This is a genomic window from Candidatus Bathyarchaeota archaeon, from assembly GCA_026014735.1.
Taxonomy (GTDB): domain Archaea; phylum Thermoproteota; class Bathyarchaeia; order Bathyarchaeales; family Bathycorpusculaceae; genus Bathycorpusculum.
Genome location: JAOZHT010000002.1, coordinates 498,626 through 525,078, shown reverse-complemented (window position 1 = coordinate 525,078; position 26,453 = coordinate 498,626). Strand labels below are relative to the sequence as shown.

The 26,453-nt window shown below is 52.7% G+C and carries 34 protein-coding genes; 18 read left to right on the top strand and 16 right to left on the bottom strand.

All coding sequences use genetic code 11. The features are described from left to right. Window positions 1–32: 32 nt before the first annotated feature. Complete coding sequence (locus tag NWE93_08540; GenBank protein MCW4000275.1) at window positions 33–1,511, bottom strand: DUF3131 domain-containing protein; 1,479 nt, start codon at window positions 1,509–1,511, stop codon at window positions 33–35. Between the two features lie 152 nt (window positions 1,512–1,663). Beyond that, entirely contained in the window at window positions 1,664–2,794 is a 1,131-nt protein-coding gene (locus tag NWE93_08535; GenBank protein ID MCW4000274.1) for a glycosyltransferase, read from the bottom strand. Between the two features lie 142 nt (window positions 2,795–2,936). Between NWE93_08535 and NWE93_08530 the strand changes: the two genes are divergently transcribed. From NWE93_08530 to NWE93_08500, 7 genes are all read left to right on the top strand, one after another. Continuing rightward, window positions 2,937–3,902 carry a glycosyltransferase family 2 protein gene (locus NWE93_08530; GenBank protein MCW4000273.1) on the top strand — a complete coding sequence of 322 codons (966 nt, stop codon included), beginning with the start codon at window positions 2,937–2,939 and terminating at the stop codon, window positions 3,900–3,902. A gap of 87 nt (window positions 3,903–3,989) precedes the next feature. After that, entirely contained in the window at window positions 3,990–5,396 is a 1,407-nt protein-coding gene (locus NWE93_08525) for a B12-binding domain-containing radical SAM protein (GenBank protein ID MCW4000272.1), read from the top strand. 182 nt (window positions 5,397–5,578) lie between these two features. Next, window positions 5,579–5,926 carry a hypothetical protein gene (locus tag NWE93_08520; GenBank protein ID MCW4000271.1) on the top strand — a complete coding sequence of 116 codons (348 nt, stop codon included), beginning with the start codon at window positions 5,579–5,581 and terminating at the stop codon, window positions 5,924–5,926. Then, complete coding sequence (locus NWE93_08515) at window positions 5,916–6,968, top strand: AAA family ATPase (protein ID MCW4000270.1); 1,053 nt, start codon at window positions 5,916–5,918, stop codon at window positions 6,966–6,968. Before NWE93_08520 ends, NWE93_08515 begins: the two co-directional genes overlap by 11 nt. A gap of 310 nt (window positions 6,969–7,278) precedes the next feature. Beyond that, window positions 7,279–7,872, top strand: a complete 594-nt coding sequence (locus tag NWE93_08510) for a hypothetical protein (GenBank protein MCW4000269.1) — start codon at window positions 7,279–7,281, stop codon at window positions 7,870–7,872. Window positions 7,873–8,040: 168 nt separating this feature from the next. After that, window positions 8,041–8,787, top strand: a complete 747-nt coding sequence (locus NWE93_08505; GenBank protein ID MCW4000268.1) for a glycosyltransferase family 2 protein — start codon at window positions 8,041–8,043, stop codon at window positions 8,785–8,787. A 52-nt stretch (window positions 8,788–8,839) separates the two neighbouring features. After that, window positions 8,840–9,922, top strand: coding sequence for an inositol-3-phosphate synthase (locus NWE93_08500; GenBank protein ID MCW4000267.1), 1,083 nt, complete (start codon window positions 8,840–8,842; stop codon window positions 9,920–9,922). A gap of 22 nt (window positions 9,923–9,944) precedes the next feature. Here the strand turns inward: NWE93_08500 and NWE93_08495 are convergent, their stop codons facing one another. After that, window positions 9,945–10,178 carry a hypothetical protein gene (locus tag NWE93_08495; protein MCW4000266.1) on the bottom strand — a complete coding sequence of 78 codons (234 nt, stop codon included), beginning with the start codon at window positions 10,176–10,178 and terminating at the stop codon, window positions 9,945–9,947. 48 nt (window positions 10,179–10,226) lie between these two features. Further along, window positions 10,227–10,529, bottom strand: coding sequence for an ArsR family transcriptional regulator (locus NWE93_08490; GenBank protein ID MCW4000265.1), 303 nt, complete (start codon window positions 10,527–10,529; stop codon window positions 10,227–10,229). A gap of 174 nt (window positions 10,530–10,703) precedes the next feature. On the opposite strand from NWE93_08490, the gene gcvH reads away from it, so the two are divergent. Further along, entirely contained in the window at window positions 10,704–11,123 is a 420-nt protein-coding gene (gene gcvH / locus NWE93_08485; protein ID MCW4000264.1) for a glycine cleavage system protein GcvH, read from the top strand. A gap of 9 nt (window positions 11,124–11,132) precedes the next feature. Then, window positions 11,133–12,482, top strand: coding sequence for an FAD-dependent oxidoreductase (locus NWE93_08480; protein ID MCW4000263.1), 1,350 nt, complete (start codon window positions 11,133–11,135; stop codon window positions 12,480–12,482). A gap of 139 nt (window positions 12,483–12,621) precedes the next feature. On the opposite strand, the gene NWE93_08475 is transcribed toward NWE93_08480, so the two are convergent. From NWE93_08475 to NWE93_08440, 8 genes are all read right to left on the bottom strand, one after another. Continuing rightward, window positions 12,622–12,864, bottom strand: a complete 243-nt coding sequence (locus NWE93_08475) for a KEOPS complex subunit Pcc1 (protein ID MCW4000262.1) — start codon at window positions 12,862–12,864, stop codon at window positions 12,622–12,624. Next, on the bottom strand, window positions 12,842–14,305 hold the full coding sequence (locus NWE93_08470) for a DHH family phosphoesterase (protein MCW4000261.1): 1,464 nt from the start codon (window positions 14,303–14,305) through the stop codon (window positions 12,842–12,844). Before NWE93_08470 ends, NWE93_08475 begins: the two co-directional genes overlap by 23 nt. A 99-nt stretch (window positions 14,306–14,404) precedes the next feature. Beyond that, complete coding sequence (locus NWE93_08465; GenBank protein MCW4000260.1) at window positions 14,405–14,845, bottom strand: 30S ribosomal protein S15; 441 nt, start codon at window positions 14,843–14,845, stop codon at window positions 14,405–14,407. Between the two features lie 119 nt (window positions 14,846–14,964). After that, window positions 14,965–15,462 (bottom strand): hypothetical protein, encoded by a 498-nt coding sequence (locus tag NWE93_08460; GenBank protein ID MCW4000259.1) that lies wholly within the window; start codon window positions 15,460–15,462, stop codon window positions 14,965–14,967. Between the two features lie 71 nt (window positions 15,463–15,533). Then, a complete protein-coding gene (locus NWE93_08455) occupies window positions 15,534–16,109 on the bottom strand; it encodes a hypothetical protein (GenBank protein ID MCW4000258.1) in 576 nt (191 codons plus the stop codon). A 44-nt stretch (window positions 16,110–16,153) separates the two neighbouring features. Next, entirely contained in the window at window positions 16,154–16,795 is a 642-nt protein-coding gene (locus tag NWE93_08450) for an XTP/dITP diphosphatase (GenBank protein ID MCW4000257.1), read from the bottom strand. Next, window positions 16,773–17,441 carry a Kae1-associated kinase Bud32 gene (locus NWE93_08445; GenBank protein MCW4000256.1) on the bottom strand — a complete coding sequence of 223 codons (669 nt, stop codon included), beginning with the start codon at window positions 17,439–17,441 and terminating at the stop codon, window positions 16,773–16,775. Before NWE93_08445 ends, NWE93_08450 begins: the two co-directional genes overlap by 23 nt. Further along, window positions 17,429–18,451 (bottom strand): bifunctional N(6)-L-threonylcarbamoyladenine synthase/serine/threonine protein kinase, encoded by a 1,023-nt coding sequence (locus tag NWE93_08440; GenBank protein ID MCW4000255.1) that lies wholly within the window; start codon window positions 18,449–18,451, stop codon window positions 17,429–17,431. Before NWE93_08440 ends, NWE93_08445 begins: the two co-directional genes overlap by 13 nt. An 83-nt stretch (window positions 18,452–18,534) precedes the next feature. Between NWE93_08440 and NWE93_08435 the strand changes: the two genes are divergently transcribed. Genes NWE93_08435 through NWE93_08415 form a run of 5 tightly spaced genes read left to right on the top strand, consistent with a single transcriptional unit; the run spans window position 18,535 to window position 20,921 of the window. Then, entirely contained in the window at window positions 18,535–18,978 is a 444-nt protein-coding gene (locus NWE93_08435; GenBank protein ID MCW4000254.1) for a transcriptional regulator, read from the top strand. Continuing rightward, window positions 18,947–19,588, top strand: a complete 642-nt coding sequence (locus tag NWE93_08430) for an RlmE family RNA methyltransferase (protein MCW4000253.1) — start codon at window positions 18,947–18,949, stop codon at window positions 19,586–19,588. Before NWE93_08435 ends, NWE93_08430 begins: the two co-directional genes overlap by 32 nt. 36 nt (window positions 19,589–19,624) lie before the next feature. Beyond that, window positions 19,625–19,861: a DUF4152 family protein gene (locus NWE93_08425; protein ID MCW4000252.1), complete on the top strand. Its 237-nt coding sequence runs from the start codon at window positions 19,625–19,627 to the stop codon at window positions 19,859–19,861. After that, the gene (locus NWE93_08420) at window positions 19,846–20,313 is read left to right on the top strand and encodes a DUF4152 family protein (GenBank protein MCW4000251.1); all 468 of its coding nucleotides are present in this window, start codon (window positions 19,846–19,848) and stop codon (window positions 20,311–20,313) included. Before NWE93_08425 ends, NWE93_08420 begins: the two co-directional genes overlap by 16 nt. Before the next feature lie 17 nt (window positions 20,314–20,330). Beyond that, window positions 20,331–20,921 carry a stage II sporulation protein M gene (locus NWE93_08415; protein ID MCW4000250.1) on the top strand — a complete coding sequence of 197 codons (591 nt, stop codon included), beginning with the start codon at window positions 20,331–20,333 and terminating at the stop codon, window positions 20,919–20,921. 6 nt (window positions 20,922–20,927) lie between these two features. Here the strand turns inward: NWE93_08415 and nadC are convergent, their stop codons facing one another. After that, window positions 20,928–21,782 carry a carboxylating nicotinate-nucleotide diphosphorylase gene (nadC, locus tag NWE93_08410; GenBank protein MCW4000249.1) on the bottom strand — a complete coding sequence of 285 codons (855 nt, stop codon included), beginning with the start codon at window positions 21,780–21,782 and terminating at the stop codon, window positions 20,928–20,930. 98 nt (window positions 21,783–21,880) lie between these two features. Between nadC and NWE93_08405 the strand changes: the two genes are divergently transcribed. Then, on the top strand, window positions 21,881–23,020 hold the full coding sequence (locus NWE93_08405) for a hypothetical protein (protein MCW4000248.1): 1,140 nt from the start codon (window positions 21,881–21,883) through the stop codon (window positions 23,018–23,020). Here the strand turns inward: NWE93_08405 and NWE93_08400 are convergent. Both NWE93_08400 and psmB read right to left on the bottom strand, forming a co-directional pair. After that, window positions 23,017–23,640, bottom strand: a complete 624-nt coding sequence (locus NWE93_08400) for a TIGR00296 family protein (GenBank protein MCW4000247.1) — start codon at window positions 23,638–23,640, stop codon at window positions 23,017–23,019. The two genes, NWE93_08405 and NWE93_08400, sit on opposite strands and share 4 nt — an antisense overlap. Before the next feature lie 66 nt (window positions 23,641–23,706). Next, complete coding sequence (gene psmB, locus NWE93_08395) at window positions 23,707–24,291, bottom strand: archaeal proteasome endopeptidase complex subunit beta (protein MCW4000246.1); 585 nt, start codon at window positions 24,289–24,291, stop codon at window positions 23,707–23,709. Window positions 24,292–24,537: 246 nt separating this feature from the next. On the opposite strand from psmB, the gene NWE93_08390 reads away from it, so the two are divergent. From NWE93_08390 to NWE93_08380, 3 genes are read left to right on the top strand one after another with little or no spacing between them, the layout of a single operon-like run. After that, on the top strand, window positions 24,538–24,675 hold the full coding sequence (locus NWE93_08390; protein ID MCW4000245.1) for a hypothetical protein: 138 nt from the start codon (window positions 24,538–24,540) through the stop codon (window positions 24,673–24,675). 37 nt (window positions 24,676–24,712) lie between these two features. Further along, window positions 24,713–25,300: a methylated-DNA--[protein]-cysteine S-methyltransferase gene (locus NWE93_08385; protein MCW4000244.1), complete on the top strand. Its 588-nt coding sequence runs from the start codon at window positions 24,713–24,715 to the stop codon at window positions 25,298–25,300. A gap of 58 nt (window positions 25,301–25,358) precedes the next feature. Continuing rightward, on the top strand, window positions 25,359–25,889 hold the full coding sequence (locus NWE93_08380) for a nicotinamide-nucleotide adenylyltransferase (GenBank protein ID MCW4000243.1): 531 nt from the start codon (window positions 25,359–25,361) through the stop codon (window positions 25,887–25,889). Here NWE93_08380 and NWE93_08375 read toward each other — a convergent pair. Next, on the bottom strand, window positions 25,886–26,449 hold the full coding sequence (locus tag NWE93_08375) for a PrsW family intramembrane metalloprotease (protein MCW4000242.1): 564 nt from the start codon (window positions 26,447–26,449) through the stop codon (window positions 25,886–25,888). The two genes, NWE93_08380 and NWE93_08375, sit on opposite strands and share 4 nt — an antisense overlap. Between the last annotated feature and the right edge of the window lie 4 nt (window positions 26,450–26,453).

Here is a 26,453-nt window from a genome sequence, read left to right as displayed (position 1 = left end):
TAATAAACCCTATGCCAGCCTTCAGGCTCAGCTTAGGGTCTTGCCTCTATGGCGTAGCGTGCCGCCCCGACAATCAGCCCGTTGGTATGAACGCCCAGCGAGAAGTTTGGCTGACCAATTTCATCGACGCCCTCATAGTAGCCTTGATCGCTACTGTCGAGTGCTCTCTCGATGTATCCTGACATGTTCTTGGCAAATGCTGAGTTGTAGACCGCTAGAAAGCCCAGTGAAACCTTCGTGAACATCATGGGGGCACTTTTGATTTCTATCTGATCGCCATCCGTAACGTTCCAGGTTCTTCCATCGGGCAGAACAACATATTCCCAAACCCAGCTTGAGATCCCAGAGCCTTCCCCATATGCCCGGAATTTACCGGTTTGCTGGTTGTAGTTCTGATGTGCCAGATACACTTGGCGAGTAAGGCTTGTAAGCCGATCGTTTGGGGTTGTTTCAAAGAGCAGAGCCAGCAGCACATCACTTGTAATTTTGGCTTTAGGCAATTCGACGCCGTTAACGGTTATGTTTTCTGATGAGTAAATGTTACTGAGGATTTTTGAGGTTGCGTCGGGGAGTAGGCTTGGCCAAAAGCTTGCAAACCCGCTTGCGGCGTAGTAGGCATAGACGCTCTTTGAAGTAAGGCTCTCTGCTTTGATGCCTGCAACTAGTCCCTCGTAGTTTGAGCGGTTGCCATAGAAGTTGTAAACCAAGTTGTTGACGCGGACCGCTAAGGCGGAGTCGTAGTTTCTTAGGTTGTTTAGGGCAACAAGTAGTCTGCCTGTGTCGGCGACGTCGGCGACGAAGTTGGGGTCGTTGGAGTTATCTCGGAAGACTTTGCCGTCGATGGATTGATAGAACCAGTAGGGGTAAGTGGCGTTGTTGAGTTCGCGTGTTTCACAGAAAATTAACACTTTATTCATTCTGTCGTTGAATCCCCAGTCGCCGTCCTTCTTGATTAAACCCAGCTTGGATGCGTCTATGGTTGCTTGAACATAAATGCCCAAATCCCAATCTGTAAAGTATGGATACGAGTTGCCTGACCATGGAAGCCCCGTGTTGCCGTCCACGCCTACGCCAGGCCGGAAATAGTTCCATGCGTTAGTGGCGACTGTTCGCCAGACCGAGCTGTTCATGGTTTGGGCGCCTTCGATGGGGCCTACTTTTTTACCGGTAACTGCCTCGCTTATCGCTTGGCCTGCCTGCTGGATAGCTTTGTCTATTTCTGCAAGGGGGTTTGGGGCGGGGGTGGCAGTGCTGTTATCTCTTTGCGCGGTATTTGAGACGTCCGGTTTATCTGTGGAGGGCTGCTGAGTTAGGTTTTCTCTTGGAAAAAGTATGACCGTGGGAATCAGAATGACCGCTATCAGGATGACTCCAACCAGAATCTTTTCTTTCCGGTTAAGCCTCCACGTTTTATGGTTAAACCTGCCCTCTTTACCTTTGGCGTCAATGGATCCCTGTGAGGACTTCGCAAGTTTTCCACTTAGAAGAACTGATCTTCTAAAAGCTGCCATTTTTTTTCCATTCATTTCTTTAGCGATAGCCCCCTTGTTTTAAAGGCCAAAGCCTCTCTACGCAAGGCAAACAGAGTAAATGAAAAACTTGATTTAAAGTTTTGCTAAAACCACCTAACCAGATTAAAGCATACCATAATACCAGAAAACCATTACCCCCGAAGGCCAACTGTATCCTTGAGATGCTGCCAGATGCTGTTTTGGAAGTTCTCGGGCGAGAGCTCCTTGATTTTGCTCCACAGCATCCGCCGTGTCTGGTCCCAGTTTGGGTTTTCCATGTTGGCGACGACTTTGGATTTCAGGTCCTCGAAGTTTTGCCAGCGGAAATTTTCAGGAATAAACTCGCGCATGCCGCCGCTGTCATGCACCAGCGTGACGCATCCGCTTGCCAGTCCCTCCACGGGTGCGATGCCGAAGTGTTCGCCCTCCATGAGGTGCACGTAGATTCGGCTGTCCTGGAGGATTCTGAGCAGGTCGGGTCCAGGCAGGTTGGTTTTAAGGGTGTAGTTGGCTGGGAGGTTCTCTTGGAAGCGGTTAAACCAGGGTTTCTCGGCTTCGATTAAGCCGCCGATGCTGACGAATTCGTATTGGGGCAGCTCCGCGGCGAGGCGTTTGAGGATTTCGTGGCGTTTTGCGGGGATGAAGCGTGCCACATAGGCCACGCGTTTCCGTCGCTGCTGCAGAGGGGTGTCGCACCAGAAGCGGCTTAGGTTCACGGGGGGATACACCACGATGGGTTCTTTGGCTCCATGGCGTTTCCAGAGTTGCATCAGCGCCTCTTTGGTGTAGTTGCTGTTGCAGAAAACCACGTCTAATTTGCCTATGCCCGCCTCGACCCAGTGCTTAAACAGCCACAGGTACAGTTTGCGTTTGAAGCTGCCGCGGTTGTAGTCGTAGTGGATTTCGGGGAAGTGCACGTAGGCGATGTTGGCTTTGGCTTTGTCAAGAAAGCTGGGTTCAAAGGGCGAGCTGGACTGGGTGGAGAAGAGGTAATCATAGCTGAGTTGGCTGCGGTATTTTTTGAGGAGTTTTACGAAGTTGCGGTGGCGCTTGTAGATGGTGAAGGGCGGCGCTTCCTGGGTGCGTTTGCCCAGCGAGTGCACTTTGACCTGCGTTGGGAAGGGTTCGCCGACGATGTCTTGGTAGCGTTCGGGGTCGAAGTCGAAGGTTAAAAGCTGCACTTCTTGGTTTTTGCTTAGTAGGGTTTTGATTACGTTGTGGCAGACGCGTTCGCCGCCGCCGTAGATGTCTAGGTACGGATGCACTATGAGGAAGCGTGCCATATTCATGCCCTTCTGTGTATGCCTTGATGCATCTTAATCGGTCTTTGGAAATAAAAGCATGACGCGTCCCTGATGTACCAAACTAAAATACCTGCATCTGCACATATAGCATTCTTGGCATATACACTGGCAAGGTGGCATATTGGAGCAAAAAGCCGTCGCGGTAATCATCGTTAACTGGAACCAGAAAAACCGTTTAGAAGCCTGTCTGTCCTCGCTGAAAAGCAGAACCGACTACAGCAACTACTACACCATAGTAGTTGATAACGGCAGCGGCGACGGCTCCGCAGAGCGGGTTAGGCAGCAATTCGGCTGGGCAGATTTGGTGGTGTTGGACCGCAACTATGGCTTCTCCGTGGGCAACAACCAAGGCATAGTCTACGCCCTAAAAAAGTATAATCCGCAGTATGTGCTGCTGCTCAACAACGACACCGAAATAGCGCAGCCAAACTGGCTAACCAAAATGGTTGATGCCGCCCAATCCGCCTCCGACATCGGAGTAGTCGGCTGCAAACTCGTCTACCCAGACGGAAAAACGCAGTACTTAGGCACCAAAATCGGCGTCGCCGGCTTATCCTGGATTAACCCCGCATCCGAGCCCCAATGCCCCCGCGCCTTTGACGTCGACGCCACCTTGGGCGCCTGCTTTCTGATTAAGCGGGGCGTCATCGACAAAATCGGGTTTCTCGACGTGGGCTTCTCGCCTTATGTGCATGAAGAATCCGACTACTGCCTCCGGGCAAAGCATGCGGGGTACCGCAGCCGCATCCTGCTTGACGCCCAGGTGACCCATCACTGGAAAGCCTCCATCGGCAAAGTCCAGCCTGCCCAAGTAGAATACATAGTGAGGCGCAACCTCATCCGCTTCATGCTCCTAAACTATCCTGCAAAATGGCTGCTTAGGCGCGTTGCGGTTGAGGCGCGGATTCTCTTTGGCGTTTTTGTGGCAAGAAACAGGGGCGGCGTTTTGCCTGTTAAGCTGCGGGGCGGGGGCGAGTTGCTTGTGCGGCTAAAAATTAACTTGTGCGGCTGGCTGTTTAATCTGCGGCGGCTCCGCGAGATTCTTTCGAAGCGTCAGAACCGCTCTGGCTGGGTGCCTCCGAGCTAGATGCATCGCGCTATGGTTTGGGGCGGCTTGGACGTTGGGCAGCAAGATATATACCTGCGCATGGAAGATGGTATAGAGTCGGTTTCGGTGAAGCAACAAAACATGGCATCCAAGCAAAGAAAACTCAAAGTGGTCTTCGCTGACCCCCCCTTCGGCAGAGAATCCAAAGGCGAAGCCGTCACAGAGTCACCGAACCTAGGCATCCTCTACCTCATCGGCTACGCCAAGCCAAGGCTGCAAAACGTCGAGTTCACTTATCTGGAGCCCTTCCTTTCCCCTCAGGAGCACCTAGAGAAAGTCAAGGCGATAAAACCCGACGTTTACGCCATATCCTTCACTACCCCCAGACGCGACCTCTCCTTCCAGACCATCGCAGAAGTGAAGGCGCTGGGGCTGCCGATGCTGATGGTTGCAGGCGGAGCGCATCCCACCATCGACCCCAAAGATGTGCTGGAAAACACCGCCGTCGAAGTGTGCGTTCGAGGCGAGGGCGAGGAAACCTTCACTGAACTAATCAAAGCCATCCAGACCGATGCGCCCATAAGCGGCATCGTGGGCACGGTTAACCGCCAAAAAGACAACGGTCTGCGTCCGCTGCTGGCAGACATCGACTTTTTCCCCGCTTGGGAAATGATAAACTTCGAGGACTACGAGGTGGCGGTGAGCCGCAAACGGCGAATGGCCTATCTTTTGCCCATCCGCGGCTGCCCCAACTACTGCACGTACTGCAGCAACCCCGTGTGGAAACTCGAGAAGCCCTGGATACGCCAGCGCAGCCCCAAAAACATCGCCGAGGAAGTCGCCTACCTCTACGGCAGGGGCATACGCGAGATCTATCTGCGCAGCGACACCTTCAACGTGGACATCAAATGGTGCATGGAGACGCTCACTGAAATCCAGAAGCTCAAGCTCCGCGGCATGGTGTTCCAGTGCAATCTGCGCGCCGACAAAATGACCGACGAACTCGCACAGAAACTGCATGATACCCACGTGTGGCTCACCCACATCGGACTCGAATCCGCCAACGACCGCGTCCTGCGGGGCATCGGCAAAAACGCATCGCAAGCCGACAACCAGCGCACCCTCGAGATCCTCCGGGCGCACGGCATAAAAGTCTACGGCTTTTTGATGCTCTACAACGCCTGGGAAACCAACGGCAAACTCGAATACGAAACGCCGGCGGAAGTCCAAAACACGCTGGATTTCGCCAAAATGTGCCTACGCGAAAACCTCATCGAATACATCAGCTGGAGCATAACCAACCCCATCATCGGCTCAAAACTCCACGACATCGCCGCCCGACACGGCATAGCGGCGTATAACGTCAAAATCGGTAACTGCATGCACCTCCCCGGCATATCCGAGCAGCAGATGGTGGAGCACGTCAAGCAGGGCATGATACTGCAGCTGCTAAACGGCATACAGAAAGGCATGATAACGGGGAAAGGACAGAAACGAGCCGCACAAAAAGTAACAAAAATACTAAACATGTAGTGGCGGCCAAACCAAACTATTACTAAGGTTAAAAACTTATTATCCTTCAAGTTGAGCGAAAAGGGGATCAGTAAAAACTCAAGTCTCTATTTAATGAAACACTTTAGAGTGGAAAATGCAAAACAAGTTAGAGTTAAATAGGTATCATAGCAATCTAATTTCATCTATCTAGAGTGAAATGAATGCCTAAAACGCCAAGTGATGAATCTGCATGGAAGACTCTTGCCAGAGGCTGGGAGAGCATCGGCAGAGCTTTCCTTACTCTTGCTGAAGGTGTATCGAAATCGCCTCCTGGTTATAGAATAGCAGGTTTATGCATAGTTTCGCTGATTTTTATTTTCGCGTTTGTTAGTGCAACAAATCAGTCACTCGAAATAGTTCTTCTTGCAGTATCTTTTGCTATAATGATAATTATCATATTGGCGATGTGCTTTTATGATTCACACAAGGATGAGAAGTCAAGGACTGATTCTCTAAAAAAGATAGAGGAAAAAACAACCAAATACGGAGAGAAAAATAATGAAGTCTAAAACATGCTCTGTAGTTGCTTTTGTAAGCGGCAAAGGTGGCGTTGGAAAGACCCTTTTGTCTGTAAATCTCGCAAACTTGACGGCAACATCTGGACTTAAGACAGTTTTACTCGATTGTGATTTATTAAACAGAGGCGCAACTGCTCTTTTGCAGCCCTCGATTAAGGATAATTCAACTTTGAAAAATCTGGTTCTTGAAAAATACAAAGATATAAACCTAGTTGAGATTGGAAAGGTTCTATTCCTTCCTTCGTCTGCAACGGGTCAGATTTTAAATTTGAAGGAATTACCTGTTGATTATTTAACTTGGAAAGCAATACTTCAAGAAATAATAAATGAAATCATCGAGAAATACGGCCCACAAGTGATTATCATAGACTCTGAGGCTGGTCCCCATGCTCTATCAATTGGTATAGCGGGAATAGCAGATAAAACTGTAATTGTTAGTGAGGCCGACCCTGTAACTTGGGATGGTACTCTAAACTTTAGATCTTATTTACAAAACGCATATGGTAATGAGAAACAATTTTATTTTCTGCTTAACAAAATACCTAAAAAATTTAATTTTGGTAACCTAGATGATTATTATGAAAATAAAATTGGGGGCCTACTTAAAAACCTTAAAATTATGGCATTTATTCCATTTGAATATCAGATTTTTGAGAGTTTTGGAGAAGTTATGTTTGTAACTGATGAATTTCCTAAAAGTGTTTTTTCACAGAAGTTGAAATTGCTTGCCTACGATTTGTTAAAAGATAAAGCTGATTTGTTTAAAGAAGAAGTTAAAAGCGAAAATTTAAGAATATTAGATTTTGACGAGGGCGAAATCAAATTTATTAATCGAAGACTGAGACCAGCTACTTCAAAAAAGAGCATGATGTACCAAGCATTAGGTATTATTATGCTTATTACGGGTATTTTTGCTGTGCTATTTGGTACAAACCCTCAAGTACTTTTTGAAAATCCAATAATAACTTTAGGTTATAGCTATGCGATTATTGGCATTATTATTATAGCTTACAGCTTCTTTAGACGGAGATAGTTGTTCTAATGTCTGAAAACTAGCTGACTACCCTTTCCTATCAGTTCATTTTTAGTATTTCAGCTGTTTGGATGTTTTTCCTAATTCGTTCTTGGTAGGTATTTTCTTCCTGATTCACTTAGCACGTTACTGTTTTGAGTAAAATCAATTTGGATTTTTTTAAGTCCAAACCTATAATGCTTAATGATATGTAATGGGACATGAAGCACTGGGTCTATAAAGGGGTGGGGCTGCTGGGGGGTTTTTTTGGGGTTGTTGGGGGTTATCTTTAAATTGTTTCGGCGCCTCAGAACCTATCAGGGTGGGGTATTTGGGTTTCCTTAAGAAGTTAACGGATAAGGTTACGGTTCCAGATGGCAATCTTCAGCTTAGATTGGACAGTTGGGCGGTGCCGGTTGGGCAGAGCCTGACGGGGTCTTTGGCGTTTAGTGCCGAGGAGGATTTTGCCTGCACCGAGGTCCGCCTAGAGGTTGAATGCGTCGAAACCGCGCAGGTCATCCGCTCCGTCTATGACGCTAATCTCCGCCGCTCCATTCCCCACCAGACCACCGAGTCCGCGGTTCTCCTCTCTCTTCGGCCTACCCTGCATGGACCCGCGCATTTTGCAAGGGGCGAAAACCGCAGTTTCCCAGTTAACCTGTTGATTCCGCCGGCTTCCCGCTTGACCTTTAGCGGCATCGGGCAGAGCCTGGTTTGGAAAATCAAGGCCGTCGTCGCGGTGGATGGACGCCCCGACCTGGCCACGGATACCTTCGAGTTCCAGGTGGTGGCGCCGCCCCCTGTTGCCAGTCAACCCCAGATCATAAAGGAAGTCATCGTCAAGATTCCCTGCCGCTACTGCCAAACCCTGTTTAATCAGCTGGACACTTTCTGCCCTAACTGCGGCGCCAAACGCACCGCCTAGCCGCCCACAGGTTGGCTGCTTTATATAAGGGGGTCTATAGGTGGCAGAGCAGCTGACGTCTAGGCTATGTTGCTATAAATAGAGGGGGGTCTATCATGGCAGAGCAACAGCGATGGGGGAGGCTGGGTTTGCGAAGCTTTTTATCTGCCCCTCCAAAACATATTGCCTATGCCATCCTGCCCAACCAAGGATTTCAAAGCCGACTTCGTGGTGCCCAGCCGCGACCAAGCCAACCCGCAGCTGCTACGACAAATCCGCGCTATGCCCCTTGCAGGCCAAGTCATCAACACCCATGAGAAACCGCTTTCTGTGGCGCGTAAACATGGGGTATTGTCGGCGAAGACCGAGTGGGTGGCGATGGTGGATGATGATATGCTGCTGCCGCAGGATTGGCTGGAGAAAGTCAGCTGCGCCATCGGCCCCAAAGTCGGCGCAATCGGAACCGTAGCCGTCCACAAAAACCCGCATGCAGCAGCCTACGAACGCGTGGTAGGCACAGTATATAACCTCAGCAAACTCGACACTAACCCCCACATCAACAACATCCTCATCCGCCGAAAACTCATGGAAGGCTACAATCCGCCCAGGCTCTTTTTCGGCGAAGACCAAGTTTTCAAACGCTACGTGCAGAAGACAGGGTACCGCTGGGTGGTGCTGCCTTTTCTGGGCGCCACGCATCTGGGAACCTCCAAAAACTACGTCACCATCGGCATATCCTATCGGCGCTACGGGCATTTTAGCCTCTACAAACTCGCCAGGCGCATGGCAGCACGCTTCATCTTCACCCCCTACGCAGCGCTCTCCAACCTGAGCCTAACCACCCTTGTTTACCTCACCAGACTCAACGTGGAATTCATCGCGGGTTGGGCAAAGGAGCTTCTTAGAGAAAAGCAGTCGGATGGGAAAAAGTTATAGCGCAGGTGCACATTAAGCCTACAATCAACATTGCAGTGGAATGGTTATCTCTATGCCGCAAATCCGTGTAGCAATCGTGGGCGTTGGCAACAGCGCATGTGCCCTCATCCAGGGAACCCAATACTATAAGAACGCAAAAGAAAACGAAGTTGTGCCAGGCCTTATGCACGTGAACTATGGCGGCTACCACATCTCAGACATCAAATTCGTCGCAGCCTTCGAAGTTAACAAAGCCAAAATCGGCAAAGACCTCTCCGAAGCCATCTGGGTAAAACCCAACTGCTGCGAAAAATTCAGCGACGTCCCCAACCTGGGCGTCACCGTATCACCTGCACCCATCCTAGACGGCGTCGCACCCCACATGCGGGAAACCTTCAACGTCTACGACGGCAGCGCCACCAAAGAAAGCGTGGTGCAAACCCTCAAAGACACCAAAGCCCAAATCCTCGTTAACTACCTCCCAGTCGGCAGCCACGACGCAGTCCGCTTCTACGCCCAATGCGCCATCGACGCCGGATGCGCCTTCGTCAACTGCATGCCCGAATTCATCGGCTCTGACGCCAGCGGCGAGTGGCCCAAAAAATTCGAAAAAGCCGGCTTACCCGTGCTAGGCGACGACATCAAAAGCCAAGTAGGCGCAACCATCCTGCACCGCAACCTCGTGCGGCTCTGCCTGGATCGTGGCGTCATCGTCGACGAAACCTACCAGCTCAACCTGGGCGGCGACACCGACTTCCAAAACATGACCGTCGAAGGCAGACTCAAAAGCAAACGCATCAGCAAAACCGAAGCCGTCACCAGCCTGGTGCCCTACGCGTTACCCACCCGCATCGGACCCAGCGACTACGTTCCATTTCTGAAGAACAAAAAAATCTGCTACATCAGCCTGAAAGGACGCAAATTCGGCGACCGCCCCATAAACATCAGCGTAAAACTCGAAGTCGAAGACTCTCCAAACAGCGGCGGTGTGGTCATCGACCTTATCCGCGCAGCCAAAATCGCGTTGGACCGCAAAATCAGCGGCGCCCTCATCAGCATGCCCTCTTACGCGTTTAAGCATCCGCCGGTGCAGGTTCCCGACAGCCAAGCCCGCCAAAACACCGAAGATTGGATTGCGGGTAAACGGGAAAGATAAAAACAGAATGCCCTTATGGGCTTTATTCCTCTAATTCCTTTTTGATTGCATCGACTTTCTTTGTTAAGTCGGTGACTGCTGCTTTGATTTCGGCAAGCTCTGTGGTCTGCTGCAGTTTAGCTTTGGTTTGGGGACTCTCTTGACGCATGCCCTCTAAGCCGAAGGTAACAGCGAAGGTTATGATGAAGGCTACAAAAACCAGCAGCCCCACCACTATGTTTGTAGTGAGGGTTATGCCGCCGATATAGAGGTACATGGCGCTGATTATGGCGACTGCAAACCAGGCGCTTGCGCTACTGCGGCTCTACTGTCCATTCTTTTCCACCTCCTTTTGAAGTATCTGCGGTGAGACTTGTATGTCGAAGGGGATGAGTGTGTAGTAGCGCAGTGCTTTTGCTTCGTTTTGGGCGGTGACTATGCGGCTTTTGACTATGCCTGCTTTTTCTAGTTTTTTCAGGTGTATTTTGGCTAGGGCTCTGCTTATGCCGTTTTTGTTTGCTATTTCGTTGAGGTAGAGGTCTTGTTGGTTGAGGGTGGCGATTATTTTTAGTCTGAGGGGGTGGCCTAGAGCGTTGAGTTTTGTTGCGAGTTCGGTTAGTTGCGACATACAGCCACCTGTATCCTAATGATAACATGTAATTAAATGATTACATATTTTAGGTTTACGGATGTCCAAACAAAAAAGCACCCACAAAACAAACACCCACCACAAGCCGCTTAAACCTTTTATAGCCTCACACCACTTACATGTTTTTCAAGAAAACAATGAAGGTCCAAGCTCATGGTAAAAGTTGAACAGTACGAAGTCCCCGAAGGCCTCTACTTCTCCAAAGATTTCGAATGGATAAAAATCGAAAACAACAAAGTCCGCGTCGGCATCACCGACTACGCCCAAAAATCGCTCCGCGAAATCGTCTACGCCGAATTACCCAGCGCTGGGTCACAGGTTAAGCAGGGCGAACCCTACGGCACCCTCGAATCAGTTAAAGCCGTCTCGGATCTGGTCAGCGCCGTCACAGGCACCATAGAGGAAGTTAACGAGGAAGTGCAGTCTAAACCCGAAACCTTAAACGAAGACCCCTTCGGCAAAGGCTGGCTGCTCGTCGTGAAACCCACAAACCTCCAAGCAGACCTAGCTAACCTTATGGATTTTAATGCAGCCGTTGAGTGGCATCGAGCCCAAGCGGCAGGTAAATGCTAAGCGGCGAGCATGATGGCTAGGCGCATCGTTATCATCGGCGCAAACGCAGCGGGGGTGGAAGCGGCTTCTGCAGCACGCAAAAAAGACCGCGCCGCCGAAATCACCCTTATCACGCAGGAGAAAACCGCGGGGTACAGCCGCTGCGGCTTGCCCTTCGTCGTCGGTGGACACATAAAGTGCTTCGCTGACTTAACGGTTTATCCCCTTGCCTATTTCCAGATGCTCAAGCTGGATCTGCGTCTCCAAACCAGCGCCACCGCCATCAACACCCAAACCAAAACCGTCACCATCCAAGCAGTTGACGGCAAAACCGAAACCCTCCCCTACGATAGCCTCATAATCGCGACGGGCGCAGATGCCTTTATGCCGCCGATTAAGGGCAAAGAGAAAGGGGGCATCCTGAGTCTACGCGGAATCGAAGACGGCGAACGCGTCGACGCCGCTGTTAAGGCAGGCGCCAAATCCGCGGTTATTATGGGCGCAGGCTTAATTGGGTTGGAGTTGGCAGTGGGCTTGATCGAGCGGGGATTGAAGGTCACTGTGGTGGAGATGCTGCCTCAGATTCTCCCGCAGCTCCTAGACGCAGACATGGCTAAGCTTGTGCAGGAGCATCTTGAAGCAAACGGCATGACGATTCTGCTTAACAAAGCCGTAGAGGAGTTTCTGGGCGAGGGCAAAGTCACCGCGGTTAGGGCAGGCGGCGAAGTCATCGAAGCCGACTTGTTCGTCAGCGCCTTTGGCGTACGCGCATCTACCAAGCTTGCCGCGGATGCCGGTATACCGCTGGGCGAAACCCGAGCCATCAAAACCAACGCCCGCATGGAAACCGAAGTCAAAGACGTCTATGCCGTGGGCGACTGCGCCGAAGCCTTCAACTTGATAACTCACCGGGTCTGCTGTCCACAGCTAGGCACTGTGGCTGTGCGGATGGGCAAGGTTGGCGGCGCCAATGCGGCTGGCAGCTACAGCCTGTTTAGCGGCGTGTTGTCTTCGGCGGTCACCAAGCTCTTTGAGGTTGAGGCTGGTAACACGGGGTTAACGGAGGCTGCTGCAGCACGCAACCACATTGAAGTGGTTACCGGCGCAATTAGCAGCAAAACCCGCGCTGACTACTTCCCAGGCTCCAAACCCATCAAAGTCAAGCTGGTCGTAGAGAAAGAAAGCCAACGCATCATCGGAGCACAGGTTGTAGGAGGAGAAGAAGTTACCCAACGCATAAACAGCCTCTCCTTCGCCATCCAGAAGGGCATGACGGTGCGGGAACTCGCCAAAGCCGACACAGCCTACGCGCCACCCCTCTGCGAAACCTGGGAACCCATGGTTCTAGCGGCTGAAATGGTGCTTATGAAGCTGCGCTGATCCTGCTGCTCTCTACGTCATTCCCCCTGCCTATGGCGACATAAGCGGGGTGTCTGCTGCTCCAGCAGCCTCTACCCCCCTCTATTTATAGGCAAAAACGGTTTTCTTTTCTGTCTGTTAGTCCCTGCTCTACGAAGAATTATTTTGTTATTGCTTTAACTGTTTTCTCCGCTGTGGATGCGCAGGAAAGCAAATCGTCGATGGTGGCGGTGAAGGTGGCGAGTTTGCCGCTGCAGACTATTTCCGTAACCACTTTTTTGTCCTGTTGAACCGTAACAATGCTTAGCCCCGGGGGCGTCTTGTGGTTGTCAGGCGACACCGCCTTGGCAACTGCCTCCGCCATCTTTGCATCGCTGTAGCTAAGCGTGACTGTCGCCTGCAAGCTTCTCCCCCTTCAGCTGCCGCCCCACCAATTCGTCGGCTGTTTTTAGGAACGCCTCGATTTTGTCAAGCGGAACCTGCGAGCCCGCTGCGATGTTGTGTCCACCGCCTTTGCCGCCGTTCTGCTCAGAGGCAATGCGCATGACGTCGCCGAGGTTCACGCCCGCCTGCACTGCTGCCTCGGTGGTTCGCCCAGAGAATTTGGCGGCGTTCTCCTCTTTGATGTTGGCGAACGCCAGCAGCGGCTTAAGGTTGTTGGCAAGCGTCGAGACAAGGATGCTGCTGACAGTTCCGATGATTTTCTCGTTAATCTGGTCCTCCCCAAAAATAACGTACACGTTCTGGAACTCGCGGAGGCGCTCAGGTTTCTCTGCTACCCAGCCCAGATACTTGTTGATGCTTCGGCGATAATCCTCCAGCAGCTTGTTAGCGTCTTCAAGGGCGGCTTTGCGGTCTCCCATACAGATGGCTATGCCAAGGCTTGGGCGATCCATGCGGCCCGTGGAGTTCAAAAGCACCGAGAACTCGCGTCCATCCCGCAGGGCAGTGTTGGGTTCCTCTTTGGCGAGGATGTAGATGTTGCCGATGAGGTTCTCGACTTCAAGATGCAGTCCCTTGGAGAGCAAATAGTCCGCCAGCGCCGAGCAGAGGGTTTTGCGTTCCTCAGCGGTTAAGTCGCAGAGGCTGCGGAGCTTCTCGCCAGCCTTGAGGGGGAAGCCGAGGTTTGTTACGAAGTTGAGGGATTCGGTTTCTTGGCCGCTGAGGCCGGGGATGAAGGGGTTGGTGGTGGAGGCGAGCATCTTGTGGATGGGGCGGGTTTCACGGCCGAAGAAGGTGAGGTCTTTTACGACTTTGACTAAGCCGGCGGCTTGGCCGTCTTGGACTATGATTTCGTTTAGGCCTTTGAGGCTGCGTTGCTCATACTTGTCCTGCATGTCGCCCAATGCGCCGACTATGGCGATGGGGGCTAAGTCCACGTTGGCGGGGTTGACTGCTTTGGCTGCGAAGTATGCCACGCCTGAGCCGCTGACCTCGGTTGCGCCGTCTATGCCGTAGACGTGGGGGTTGAGCATGGTAAAGTTGGGGTTTTTGGCGTCTCCGGTGATTTGGTGATGGTCGAGGATAACGATTTTGCTGCCCGGAATTTTTTCGTTGAGTAAATCCAGGTAGCCGCTGCCAAAATCCGTCAAGATGACCAGCTGCGGCTTGCCGGCGGTGACTTCCTCAATGATTTTCTCATCTACCCATTGCATGACGCGGATGCGGAAGCGTGCGTCGAGGCGGCTAAGCATCTTGCCCATGATGCCTGCGGCGGCTACGCCGTCAGCGTCGAGGTGGCTAAAGCAGCTGATGAAGCCGTCGTTTTTTGCGGTTTCCACGATGACTTTGGCTGCTTCTTTGGATTGTGCTATGAATTTCTCGATGGAATCGTTCTGCGCCATGCAATTCACTTCTGCTATGAGTGGCGTTTTCCAGATTTAAAGCTGGCGCATAGAAGAATAAGAAAAACTAAAAGCCCCAAATTTGGGGAAAGAGATAGTTTAGGTTACTGAGGCGATTTTTGCCTTGTACTTGAAGCTCTTGTCAACTACGCCTTCGCGTTTGTAGTAGCGGCTGAGTTTGTGGATGCGGGCTTCGATGATCTGCATGTTGCGTTTGTTATGGAGGTCTTTCTTGTTTTTGTCCATGTGGACGGCGAGGCGTGTGGCTTTCTTCATGAGGTCAGATAGGTCCTCAGGCATAGGCGGAGCCAGATTTGAGGCTTTAAGCGTGTCGCTTATGCTTTTACCCGTAATCGGCTTAGCCAATGGAATCGCGTATTGGTCACGTAGAACCGTGCCTATACTGCTCATGCTGTGGCCTTCCTTGGCGAGTTTAATGATGAAGGCTTCAACTTCCTCAGGCTGGTACTTGCACCAGCTAGGTGGGCGCCTGCTGACTGGACGAACTGAATGTGATTTCCCTTTTTCTTGCTTTGGCATCGTTACACCACATTGTGCACCTTAACCACACTGCACCAATATTTAAAAGTAGCTAGTCTAAGCCGCCGAAAAAAAGAAAATGAATCCTCCACAGCCCAAGAGTAGATGTCAGGGGAGGTTTAATGTCTCTTAGCAAAGATGATAAGGCCCCTTACAATCAGCGAGATACCCACGATTATAAGCAGCATCGCCCAGAACGTAAACCACCCCGTCAAGGTGCCCGCCAGCAGAAACACGTACGCTGCCACAGCGCCGCCTGCCCAGAAAACCAGGTTGCCCACGGTTTCCGCTATGCGTCCAAGGCGTGAGTGGTACCAGAGTCGAAGCGCCAAGATAACTACCTGCAGAACCGCGATGCCGACAAAGAAACTTAGGACTGCAACGTAGAATCCCAGGTGGGCTGAGGGGTCGGCGGGTGCAGGCAGGATGATGTTGCCGTTGATTGCGGGGTAGCTAACGGCGGTTATGTCGGTGAAGAAGTCGATGGTTTGCCCTGAAATCCCAGGGGTTAACCCAAAGACGACGCCCAAAATAATGAGGAAGCCGCCGAATGCGAGGGCGGAGATTAAGCCTTCATGCCAGCCCCAGTCGCGGTCTTTCTTTGTATGGTTACTCATGCCCAATGCCCATTTGCAAATATGCAGCATTAGCAATATAACACTTTTTAGCCCCCTGCTTAGAGCAGCGTTTAGGAGGCGTCGTCGCAGAGGGGCGTTATGCTCCAGTCCACGACGGTTCCCTCGTGGTAGATGGCTATGTTGATGGTCTGGATCTGGGTCGGATACAGCGTTGACAGCGACTGGGCAGAGGCGAAGCCATTCTGGTAGGTTGCGTAGCTGTCAAGAGAAGTTGTCAGGTCAATGAGCACTTCATGGCTGGCGCCGTAGCCCTTGACGTGCAAACCCGCGTTGGCGGCTGCCACCACACCCGTGTTCATGACGGTGCCCTGTATGAAGAGGTGCCGCAGGCTAGAGTCGTTGGATGCCACGTCGGCGACGCCCAACGCGGTGACGAGGTTAGCGGTGTATCTCTCCCGCAGCGACTGCAGTTGACCCTGCAAATCCTCCACCTGCCCCTCAAGGTCGCCGATGGTTTGGTTCATTTTCCATTTCTGCTGGTTCTGCTCTGTTATGGTTTTTGCCTGCGAATCAATCTGAGGCGAATAGACTACGCAGATCATGCTTGCGCATGCAACTAACGCGACAGCCAGCAAAGCCGCCACTGTACTCAGCATGTTTCCCTTAACCGCTCGGTTGGCATTCAAGATTGGTTCCTCCAGCAATGGGGATAGCTGACGCTTATAACGTTTTATTCAACCGCTGAAGAAGCCGCCTCAGATGCAACATGGGTTTGGTACCACTCCGCGAATCTGCGGAGCGCACAGGCCCGATGCGAAAAACCATTCTTCTCGCCGATAGTCATCTCCGCGAAGGTTTTCCTGCTGCCCTCCGGCTGAAAGATGGGGTCAAAGCCAAAACCTGACTTGCCCGCCTCACGCCGCTCCGCCACCGTGATTGTGCCTCTGGATTCACCCAGAAAACTCTTGGGTTGACAGGGGACGCTGCCGTCGAGGTAGGATATAACGGATCGGAAAGTGGCGTTTCTGTCGGCTTTGTCCTCCATGAGTTTGAGGATGCCGCTGTTATGGATGGTTCTGTACGCGTAGGCTGCGTAGGGCCCCGGGAAGCCGCCGAGTGCATCGATGAATAAGCCTGCGTCCTCTACAAAAATGGGCAATCCACATCGCCCGTAGGCGTAGCGGACGCTTTTCTGGGCGATTTCCATGAGGCTGTCGCTTTGGATTTCGTCGCCTTTAAGCCGAAGCATCCCCACCGAGACGCCATATGCGCCAAGGATAGCGCGGGCTTCGTTGAATTTGTTAACGTTGCCGGTGGCGAAAAGCACCACTTTGCCCCCAAGTAGCCCATTACTGCCTGCGTTCCTCAACATAGCGTCCACGCCTCTCTATCTCACGGATTTTCTCATAAACCTTTTCCGCCGCCTCCACGCCCAACACGGTGCCATAGCCACAAAGCACCCCCTGGAAGCATTCCTCCCAGAAACCAAAATGGGTGCTCTGCAGGGCACGTTTAAGCAAATGCAAATCCACGCCTCGGGCTTCCACTTCCAGGTTTTTCTCGCCCAGCCCGAAGTCGACAAAGAAGATTCTGCCGTCGCCTGCCAGGATCATGTTGGAGGTGGTTAAGTCGCCGTGGATTAACCCAGATTTGTGGAGTTTGGCTGTGGCTTCCCCGATTTGGATGCAAAGCTGCTGGCGAATCTGCTGGGAGGCTTGATTGAGGACCTGCTTTACCTGTCTGCCCTCGATGTACTCCATAACTATGGTGGCGTCGGGCACGTTAACCATGTAAATCAGCGGTGTAGGTACGCCTGCGGCTTTGGCTTCATGCATTAGCTGGGGTTCATGGATGGTGCGGTAGCTGCGGATTTGCCGGTCCAACTCGGCGGGGCGGTAACGTTTGGGCACGCGGACTTTCAGCACTGCCTCTTTGCCGTGCCACTCTGTTTGGAAGAGGCTGGCTTCGGCGCCTTTTTTGATTAGCCGCGCCCGCGGCGTCTTATCTATTGTATCCATGGCACATCCACCCTGTCAGCCCGCCACCGCAGCCGAACCATGCTTTCCTCAAGCGGCACCGTCAACCCATACCTATACGCAAGCGTTCCTGTCCAAGCAATCATCGCGCCATTATCCGTGGCATACTGCATTGGAACCACACTGAATTTGGCGCCATGCTCCCCCGCGATGACAGAAAGCATCCCCTGCAGCCGCTTATTCGCCGCGACGCCGCCGGTGAGCAGCACCTCCCGTTTTTCGGTGTGAGCCAGCGCCCGCTCCGTCACCTCCGTCACCATCGAAAACGCGTGTTCCTGAAGGCTAAAGCAAACATCCTCCAGTCCAGCGCCCTTCTGCAGCGCCGCCGTAGCCGCCGTCAACAATCCGCTGAGAGATAAATCCATCCCTTTCACCACGTAGGGCAGCGGAACGAGTTTTTTGCCTTTCAATGCAAGTTGCTCGATGGCGGCGCCCAGCGGCAACCCCTTTTTGTGCTTAAGCCCCGCTTCCCTGGCAAACACGTCTAGGCAGTTGCCCAATGCGATGTCGAGGGTTTCTCCGAAGATGCGGTATCTGCCTGACTCATAGGCGGTGACCATGGTGTTGCCTCCTGAGGCGTAGAGCGTTACGGGGTCGGCGGCGCCGGTTTGGAGTTTGCCGATTTCGATATGCGCCACGGAGTGGTTTACGCCGACCAGCGGCACAGACAGGTAGGAGGCGAGGGCTCGGGCGACGGTTGCGCCTGTTCGGAGGCTGGGTCCCAAGCCGGGGCCCTGCGAGAACGCGATGCAGGTTAACTGGGAGGCTTTTACGTTTGCTTTTAGGAGGGCTTCGCTGACGACTTGGTCGGCGACTTCGGCATGGTGCCTTGCTGCCTCCCGGGGGTGTATGCCGCCTTCCGCTGGGATGTAGCTGTCGGAGACGTTGGCTAAGATTTCGCCGTTGAAGTCGGCGACTCCGACGCCGAAGTCATCTGCTGAGGATTCGATGCCTAGGCAGAATTTGCCCCTCTGTTGCACTGTGTTATTCATTTGGTTCCACACTACTGTGGGGATACATATTTTTATTTGAATCCAACGCTTATATTACTGTATTATTTGGAATTGACCCTAACATGCCAAAGCGTAACGACCTTGAACAGAAAGCACTCCACTATGTTGTAGGCACCGGCTATCAGGGAGTGCTTCAATCAGATTTATGGCGGGAACTAGGCGCAAGCAGCCGCGAAGGCAGCCGCGTCAGCATCAAACTCGAAGAGAAGGGCCTTATCCGCCGGGAAAAGGAACTTCAGGAAGGCAGATGGACCTATAGGCTCTACCCCAAACGGCTTCCCGCATCCATCGAAACCATCATTGACTGCCCCTGCCTGCTCTGCCCCGACAACGCACGATGCGACCCCACAACCGCCATTTCCCCCAAAAACTGCCAGCGCCTCACCGACTGGATACTTAATCTGGGAAAAGAACCCGCACCCGCAGCAGCACCTGAGGCTCTAAGCGTAACTGCTGAACCTATTCTGTCCGAGGATGATTCCGACGCCGAAAGCATGGATACGTGAACGTAAAAACGAGTTTTACTACAAGAAAGCTAAAGCCGAAAACTACCGTAGCCGAAGCACCTACAAGCTAGTGCAAGCCAACAGCAAATATGGCTTCATCAAATTCCGCGACGTCGTGGTGGATCTTGGCGCGGCGCCGGGCGGATGGATTCAGGCAGCCCGCAAAATGACGGGGAAACACGGCTTCGTTTTAGGCGTCGACCTGAAACCCATCGAGCCATTCACGCAGGAATACATCCGTACCATCGTAGCTGACTTAACAGAACCCGACATCGCCCAGCAGATTCTCTCGTTTCTACCCCGCAGACCAGACGTCGTCATATCCGACGCAGCCCCCAACGTCACAGGCATCTGGGAAGTTGACCACGCCTGCCAAATTGACTTAGCCACCAAAGCCATGGAGATCGCGCGGTGCCTCCTAAAAGACGGCGGCAACTTTTTTGTTAAAGTCTTCGAAGGCGACTTACTCAACGACTACATCGCAGAGGTCAAAGCCAACTTTGAATCCGTGCAGCTGGTTAAGCCACAGGCCAGCCGCCAGAAAAGCTCGGAAATGTACCTGTTAGCTCTGGGCCTTAAGACCAAATGTGAGGGGCAAACAGAAACCTAATTCTGTACGCAGCCCACCTGTTGTTTAGTGAAAGCTTTGAAGGTTATCGCGGCGGATTCAGGCGCAGCCCTCCTCGACCCCACTTTCCAGCCCACTCACCTTGTTGCCTCAGTTGCAGTCCTAGTTGAGCCCCCCTACCGGGAACCCACTCTGCGGTTAGCTGAGCCGATTTTCCGCGAAGTCGACAACGGATTAGAAGTGATTGTGCATGAAGCCACCCTGTGCCTGCAGCTGCTTGCCCAAACCAAGCGGACGCGGTGCATCTGGACATGACCTTAGGCGGCGTCACCATCGAGGACCTCTCGCCCGTGGAGCTCTTAAACATGCGCGCATCAAAGGCGGGGCGCCAAAACATCCTAAAGATTCTGCCGCGACTACGCAAAACCGCAGCTGAAATCAAGCGGCTCTACGGCATCGAGATGCTGGCAATCGGCAAGGAAAGCGTGCCTGTGCGGGTGGCCGAGTTAACCGTGGGGGCAGAAGCCATTCTCTATGCGGCTAAGAGGGCAGTGGAATCTGGCGCGCCGCTTCTTTTGGGGTTGCCGCTGAACTGCAGACCCACCGTGCTTGGGGACCGCGTGTATTTGCATTCGCTGCTTAACGGGGAGCATGACCTATGTAGCTTCGCGGTGGATACGGACGGGTTGCTGGGAAAGGTTAAATTGTGTGAAACCTTAAACCCTGTAGCGAGAGGTTTTCGCGCTCTAACAATCACGTCGAAATAACGTTTGGAGGAAACGACATGAATTATCCGCAGTTCTGGATTAAGGCTTCGCTTCGACAAAGAAGAATCTACTCAATCCTCTTCGTTTTGGTACTTGCCGTCTTAGCCACATTAATCGGTCTTATGGTGCCCATGAGCCCAACGCAGGCAAAAATGATAAGTGACCAGCTAAACCAAACCCTCACGCAGGGCAATGAACAGGGAACCCTCGTCCAAGATATCTTCCTCAACAACTTCCCACTTTGCCTGCTCATGTTTGTGCCGCTTGCAGGATTCGGCATAGGCATGTTCATACTCTTCAGCACGGGACAGGCGTTTCGGGCAGTGTTTGAAATCCAAGCCGCCAGCGGAGCAACCACAGCCACCCCTGAGATTTCTGCGGCGACGGCGTTTCTGGCTTTGGCGCTAATTGGCGCGGTTTTCCTGCTTGAATACGTGTCTTACTCGATTGGGATGGCGGAGAGCATCTGGCTGTTTAGGAGGATAATGCAGGGTGAGAAACGCTTGATGGGGGAACTCAAGTACCTTGCCATATTCATCGGTATCGTCGCGTTGCTGCTGATAATCGGCGCCGTGGTGGAGACCTACACGCTTTCTATAGGGGCCTAAGCACAGCTATTTTTTCACAATTTCCAGGCTTATATCCAACGCTTTGACGCTATGCGTTAACGCGCCCATGCTGATGATGTCCACCTCTGCCGCTGCGTAATCAAGCAGGTTCTCGGCGGTTATGTTGCCGCTGACCTCCAAAAGCACATGGGCAAATCCCGCCTGTCGAAGCTTCACGCCTGCCTCATGCGCCTGCTGCGGCGTAAAGTTGTCGAGCATCACGATGTCTGCTCCTGCCCCAGCCGCTACAAGTGCATCCTCGGCAGTGGCGACTTCAACCTCGATTTTCTTGGAAAAAGACGCAGCTGCCTTGGCGCATGCAACTGCCTTCTCTACGCCTCCCACGATTGCCAGGTGGTTGTCCTTGATGAGTAGCATATCGTCGAGGTGCAGCCGATGCGGGTCGCCTCCGCCCAGCGCCACGGCTTTCTTGTCAAAGTAGAGCAGCCCAGGCGCCGATTTGCGTGTGGCGGCGATTCTGGCTTTAGCACGGGCTTTTGTGAGTTTTTGGGTTAGGCTGCGGGTTTGGGTTGCGATGCCGCTCATCCGCGAGAGCAGATTAAGCATGGTGCGTTCCGCGGCGAGGACGGTTTGGGCGTTGCCTCTGAGTTTGATGAGGACTTGCTTGTTTTTGATTTCGGCGCCATCCAAAACTTTGGCTTCTGCCTTTAGCCCTAATGCCTCGGCGAGGATAATGGCTTCTGTGATGCCTGCTGCGACGCCGTCGGCTTTGGCTACGACCTCCGCCTGCGCCGCTGCGTCTGCGGGGATTATTGCGGCTGCAGTCACATCTCCCTGCCCCACGTCGTCGGCGAGGAGGGATAGAAGCTTTTCCTCTACAATCCGTCTGGGAACAAACATACATGCTATTCATGCGGCTTAATCTAAAAAATGCTTGCCTTTCCCCACTTAAAGCAAGCTATAGTTCAAATAGAATCATCCATTTAACAGTTAAATGTATGCGACTGCTACTGAGCTGCTCAGAGTTGGGCTTGGGCCACGTTTCAAGGCTAATTCCCCTAGGGAAACGGCTGGAGCAGCATGGACACGACATGCATTTTTTCTCCGGCGGCAAAGCATACGAGTTGCTTAAAAAAGAATTCAAGCAGGTTTATCCCTGCACACCAATCTCATGGTATGAGAACGCACATGGCATCCTCACGTCGGCGTCGCTGCTTAACCTGTTTCTGCCGCTGCCCCTTTTCAATTTAGAGCAGAACCGCATGGAAATCAAAAACTCCAACGCCTACGAAACCATCCACCGCTACTATGACCTCCGAGAAAACATCCGCAACATAGCCCCCGACGTTCTGATAGCCGACGGCGACATAAACGCGCTTCGACTCGCCAGCAGATGGAAAATCCCCTCGGTCTACGTGGAAAACATGATTCGCCCCAGCTACGGCTTCAACTCGCTGCTTAGCCCCGGCGAGCGCTTCATCGAACGCTACTACAAGGCATCCACAAAAATCGTAATCCCCGACAACCCCCCGCCCTACACCGTCTCAGAATTCAGCATCGGCAACATAGCGCACATGGGTATAGCGGATAAAACCGAGTACGTCGGCAGTTTCGTAGACACCAAACCCGAAAGCGGCGCTTCAGAGCACATTTTTGCGCCCATCAGCGGACCCGTCGGAAGCCGAGCGCACCTGCTTAAAACCATCCTGCCTGTGCTTGAGAAAACCAAGAGCAAATGCGTCATCAGCATAGGCACGCCGGGCAAGAAAACCTCCGCGTCCATCGCTAACTACCAACTCCACACTTGGCTCACCGCGGAGGAGCGAGCGGAAGCGCTGCGAAATGCCAAATACGTGATTTTCAGCGGTGGACACGCAACCTGCTTTGAAACCCTCAAGTACGGCAAACCCAGCATCTGCCTGCCCACGCAGCCTGAGCAGTTGGGCAACGCGGCGAAGCTGGAGAAAATGGGCTGCTCGATTGTGGCAAAAAACAGAAAGCAACTTCAGCGTGCCGTGGAGAAGATGGAGGCAAACCTTGAGGGCTACACCCAAAAAGCCGAGGAGATCAGCCGATTCTCAGGCAAGTATCAGGGGCTGGACCGCACGGTGGAAATCATTGAAACCCTGCTGAATTAGGGCTTTAAATTTAGGCGTTCTATTTTGCCGTTTGGGGTTTGTTCCTCGAAGATTATGGCGTGGAACTTGTAGATTTTGGCGTCGCGGGTTAGCCAGCTGTCGGGGGGTAAGCCTGCTTTCATGCAGCATTGGCAGAGGAATTCTTCTTCGCACCAGCCCCACTCGATGGGCACTTGGGGCAGCAGTAGTCCCTTACTGTAGCCGCGTTCGATGATTAAGCCGTCTTCGCCGACTTTGATTTTGGAAATGTACTCTTTAGGGTTGCTGGTTTCGACTTTTTCAGGCGGCGTTAGCACGCTGACCTCAAAAACAACCCTTTCAAGTTCCTCTATTGATAGAGGTTCAAAGCGGGGGTCCTCGGTTGCGGCGTTTATAGCGGAGTCTATAACTGCATTCACCAGGGGACTGGTGGGGTAGGGGTAGCCGATGCAGCCCCGCAGCATCTTCTCATCTGCCTGCTGCGTGTTGATGGTGACAAAGACGCCGCATCGCTCAAAGAGCTTTTTGGGGGTGCCCTTGGGCGGCTGGGTTGCGGCGCCGTTTTCAAGGTAAGCATTCACGGTACCTCGGGCGAGTTTTATGAGGAATTCTCCTTCCTGCTGACTCAGTTCAAACGTCATAGTTTACACCTACGCGGGGTAGCCGCTGCCTGCTATGTAACTAAAAGAATTGGGGGAAAGGTGGGTTTAGAATTTTGCGGATTCTTCAGCGACGCCGTCTTTGGTGATGACCAAAAAGTCAACGCCGTCGCCGCTTGTCGCGTCGCGGGTGATGGCTGATTTAACCGCGCGTTTAACGAGGGCTTTGGCTTCCTCGAGGGTAAGGTCTTCTTTGTAGCCTTCCTCGATGACTCCGATGGCGATTTCTGTGCCTGAGCCGACCGCCGCGTATTTGTCGGGGATAAGGGAGCCTAAAACGTCAAGAACATAGATTGATGGGCCGTCCTCGTCTAATCCGCCCACGATGGTTTGGGTGATGAGTGGCGCGTAGCGACGGTTAAAGAGCACGTTAGCCAGCAACTTCGCGGATGAGTGTACACTTATGGGTCTGCCTACGTCCATGCTGTAGAGTTTGGCTTGCGCCTCCATTTCTCTTGCAAGGATCTGCATGTCTCCGACGAGGCCTGCGCAGGCAACGCCGATTCGATCTGTAACTTTGAAAACTTTTTTGCCGCCTCGGCTCATTATGAAGTAGCCGTAGGTGACGCGTTTCTCTGCGGCGAGAAGCACACCGCCTTTGAAGATGACGCCGACGGTGGTGGCGCCCGGCATCCAGCCTCCCCCGTTTGGAGCCTGATAGGGTTGGGGCTGCTGTTGCTGCTCTGGCATCTGCACTTGGGGCGTGAGTGGAATCTGTGGAATTGTTGGGAGCGTGGGAATTTGTGATCCATATCTGTCCATAAGTTTTTCGCCTTTTCGTGTGATATACACAAGACAATCTATTAAGGTTACTTATAACCATTATACAACTGCTAGGCGAGCAAGCATGAGCGAGAATAAACCGCTGAGATGCCACAGATGCGGCAAACCATCGGCTACGTCACCTTAAACGCGCGAAGTGTGCTGGAGCAGAAACCTAACTTGAGCAATGTCGCGGTCGTCGGAACCTGTATGGATTGCAGGGACACAAGTGGTTTTTTCCGCAGAAACTTTTAACATCCACGCGCCCAACAAACCTGCGTAGGGGTAAGGTTTGATCGAGATTTATAGCCAAAACCTCGGAGGCGTCCACTTCGCAGTTGCCCTAAGCGGAGGCGAAACTGTTGCCTGCGCCTTCAGCAGCCACCAACCAGTAGCCCTAAACAGCATCTTAATCAACTTGCCCTTCAACCTGCCCTTCCAAGTTTTCCATACACCCACCCCACACGCGCAGACGCTGCTATGCGGCCTCCAAAGCCTCTACGAGGGCAAAGACACTGACGTTGATTTTTGCTTATCAACCGCGGATATGCCCCTCTACACCCAGAAGGTGCTCCATGCCACAATGGCGATACCGGTGGGCTACGTTACCAGCTACGGGGCAATCGCTGTGGCGGTAGGTGGAGGCGCCCGTGCTGTGGGCAACGCCATGGCCTGCAACCGCTACCCCATCGTGGTGCCCTGCCACCGCGTGGTCAAGTCTGATTTGGGATTGGGCGGCTATGGCGCTGGCGGAGTTGGGGTGAAGCTGGAGTTTCTGAGGCGAGAACGGCGAGGGTACAGGGAGCCCAAAGAGGTCGCTGTGGATGGCGGCTGCCTCAGGGTTTTCCCCGTTGAGGATGTCTTGGCAAAGTACATTTGAAGCGGCTCTGCGCAAATCATAAATGTATCCAAAGCCAACCACAGAGCAGGGATACAGCTTGGTTACTCGCGGTCTCTACGTCGGCAGATTCCAGCCCTTCCACATTGGACACCAAGACGCCATCAAATACGCCATGGAGAGGGTTGATGAATTAGTAGTTGTCATCGGCAGCGCCCAGTACAGCCACACCCACCATGACCCCTTCACAGCGGGGGAACGGTTGATTATGGTTCGCCGTGCACTTGAGGAGGCAGGCGTAGAAAACGGCAAACTCTGGATTGTACCGGTGCCCGATGTGCATCTGCATATGCTCTGGGTTAGCGCCGTGGAAGGCTACACGCCCAAGTTTGACGTGTTATTCTCTAATGAGCCCTTGACGCGCAGGCTTTTCACGGAGGCAGGTTACCCCGTGCGTGAAATCCCCTATTTTGACCGCAAACTCTACATGTCCACGCTTGTGCGGGAAAAAATGGTTAAAAACGATGAGGGCTGGAAGCAGCTTGTTCCCCGAAGCGTCGCCGAGTTTATTTTGGAAATCGACGGCGTGAACAGGGTTAAGGATTTAGCTCAGACCGACCGGGCCTGTTAAGTCACCATTACGTCGGGTCTGGCCTTATGATAGAAGCGCCAGGCTAGCCAGTACACGACGATGAGCACCAAAAGCTGCACCAGCAACGCAAGCAGGTCGGTTGTTAGCGCGAAGAAGTTGTTGATTACATGCAGCGACACCGCTATGAGGTAGTAGGGCAGCGGGTTCTTTTTGGCGATGCCGTAGGCAGTTATGGTTGCGCTGGAGGCATGGAAGATCACTCCGGGGATGCGGATGTAGAAGGGGACTCCGCCGATGATGGTGTACTCGACGAGTTCAGCTATGCCAAAGCCCAGGCCGATTAGCAGCCCCAACGTGACGATGGAGCGTTCGGTTTCTCCGTGGCGGTAGAAGAGGGGGTAAACCTTGGCGAGTTCCTCGATGAAGGGCGCCACCACCACAATCAGCAGCGCCATCGAGAAGGGGTAGATGCTTTCGAAGAAGGCGGCGAAGGGGATGCTGACTACGATGCCTGTTATAAAGAAGAAGGCGTATTCTCGTAGGCTGGGTTTATGGATGGGTATTACGCATTGAGGCGGCGGTTGAGGGGGATTCTCCATTAAA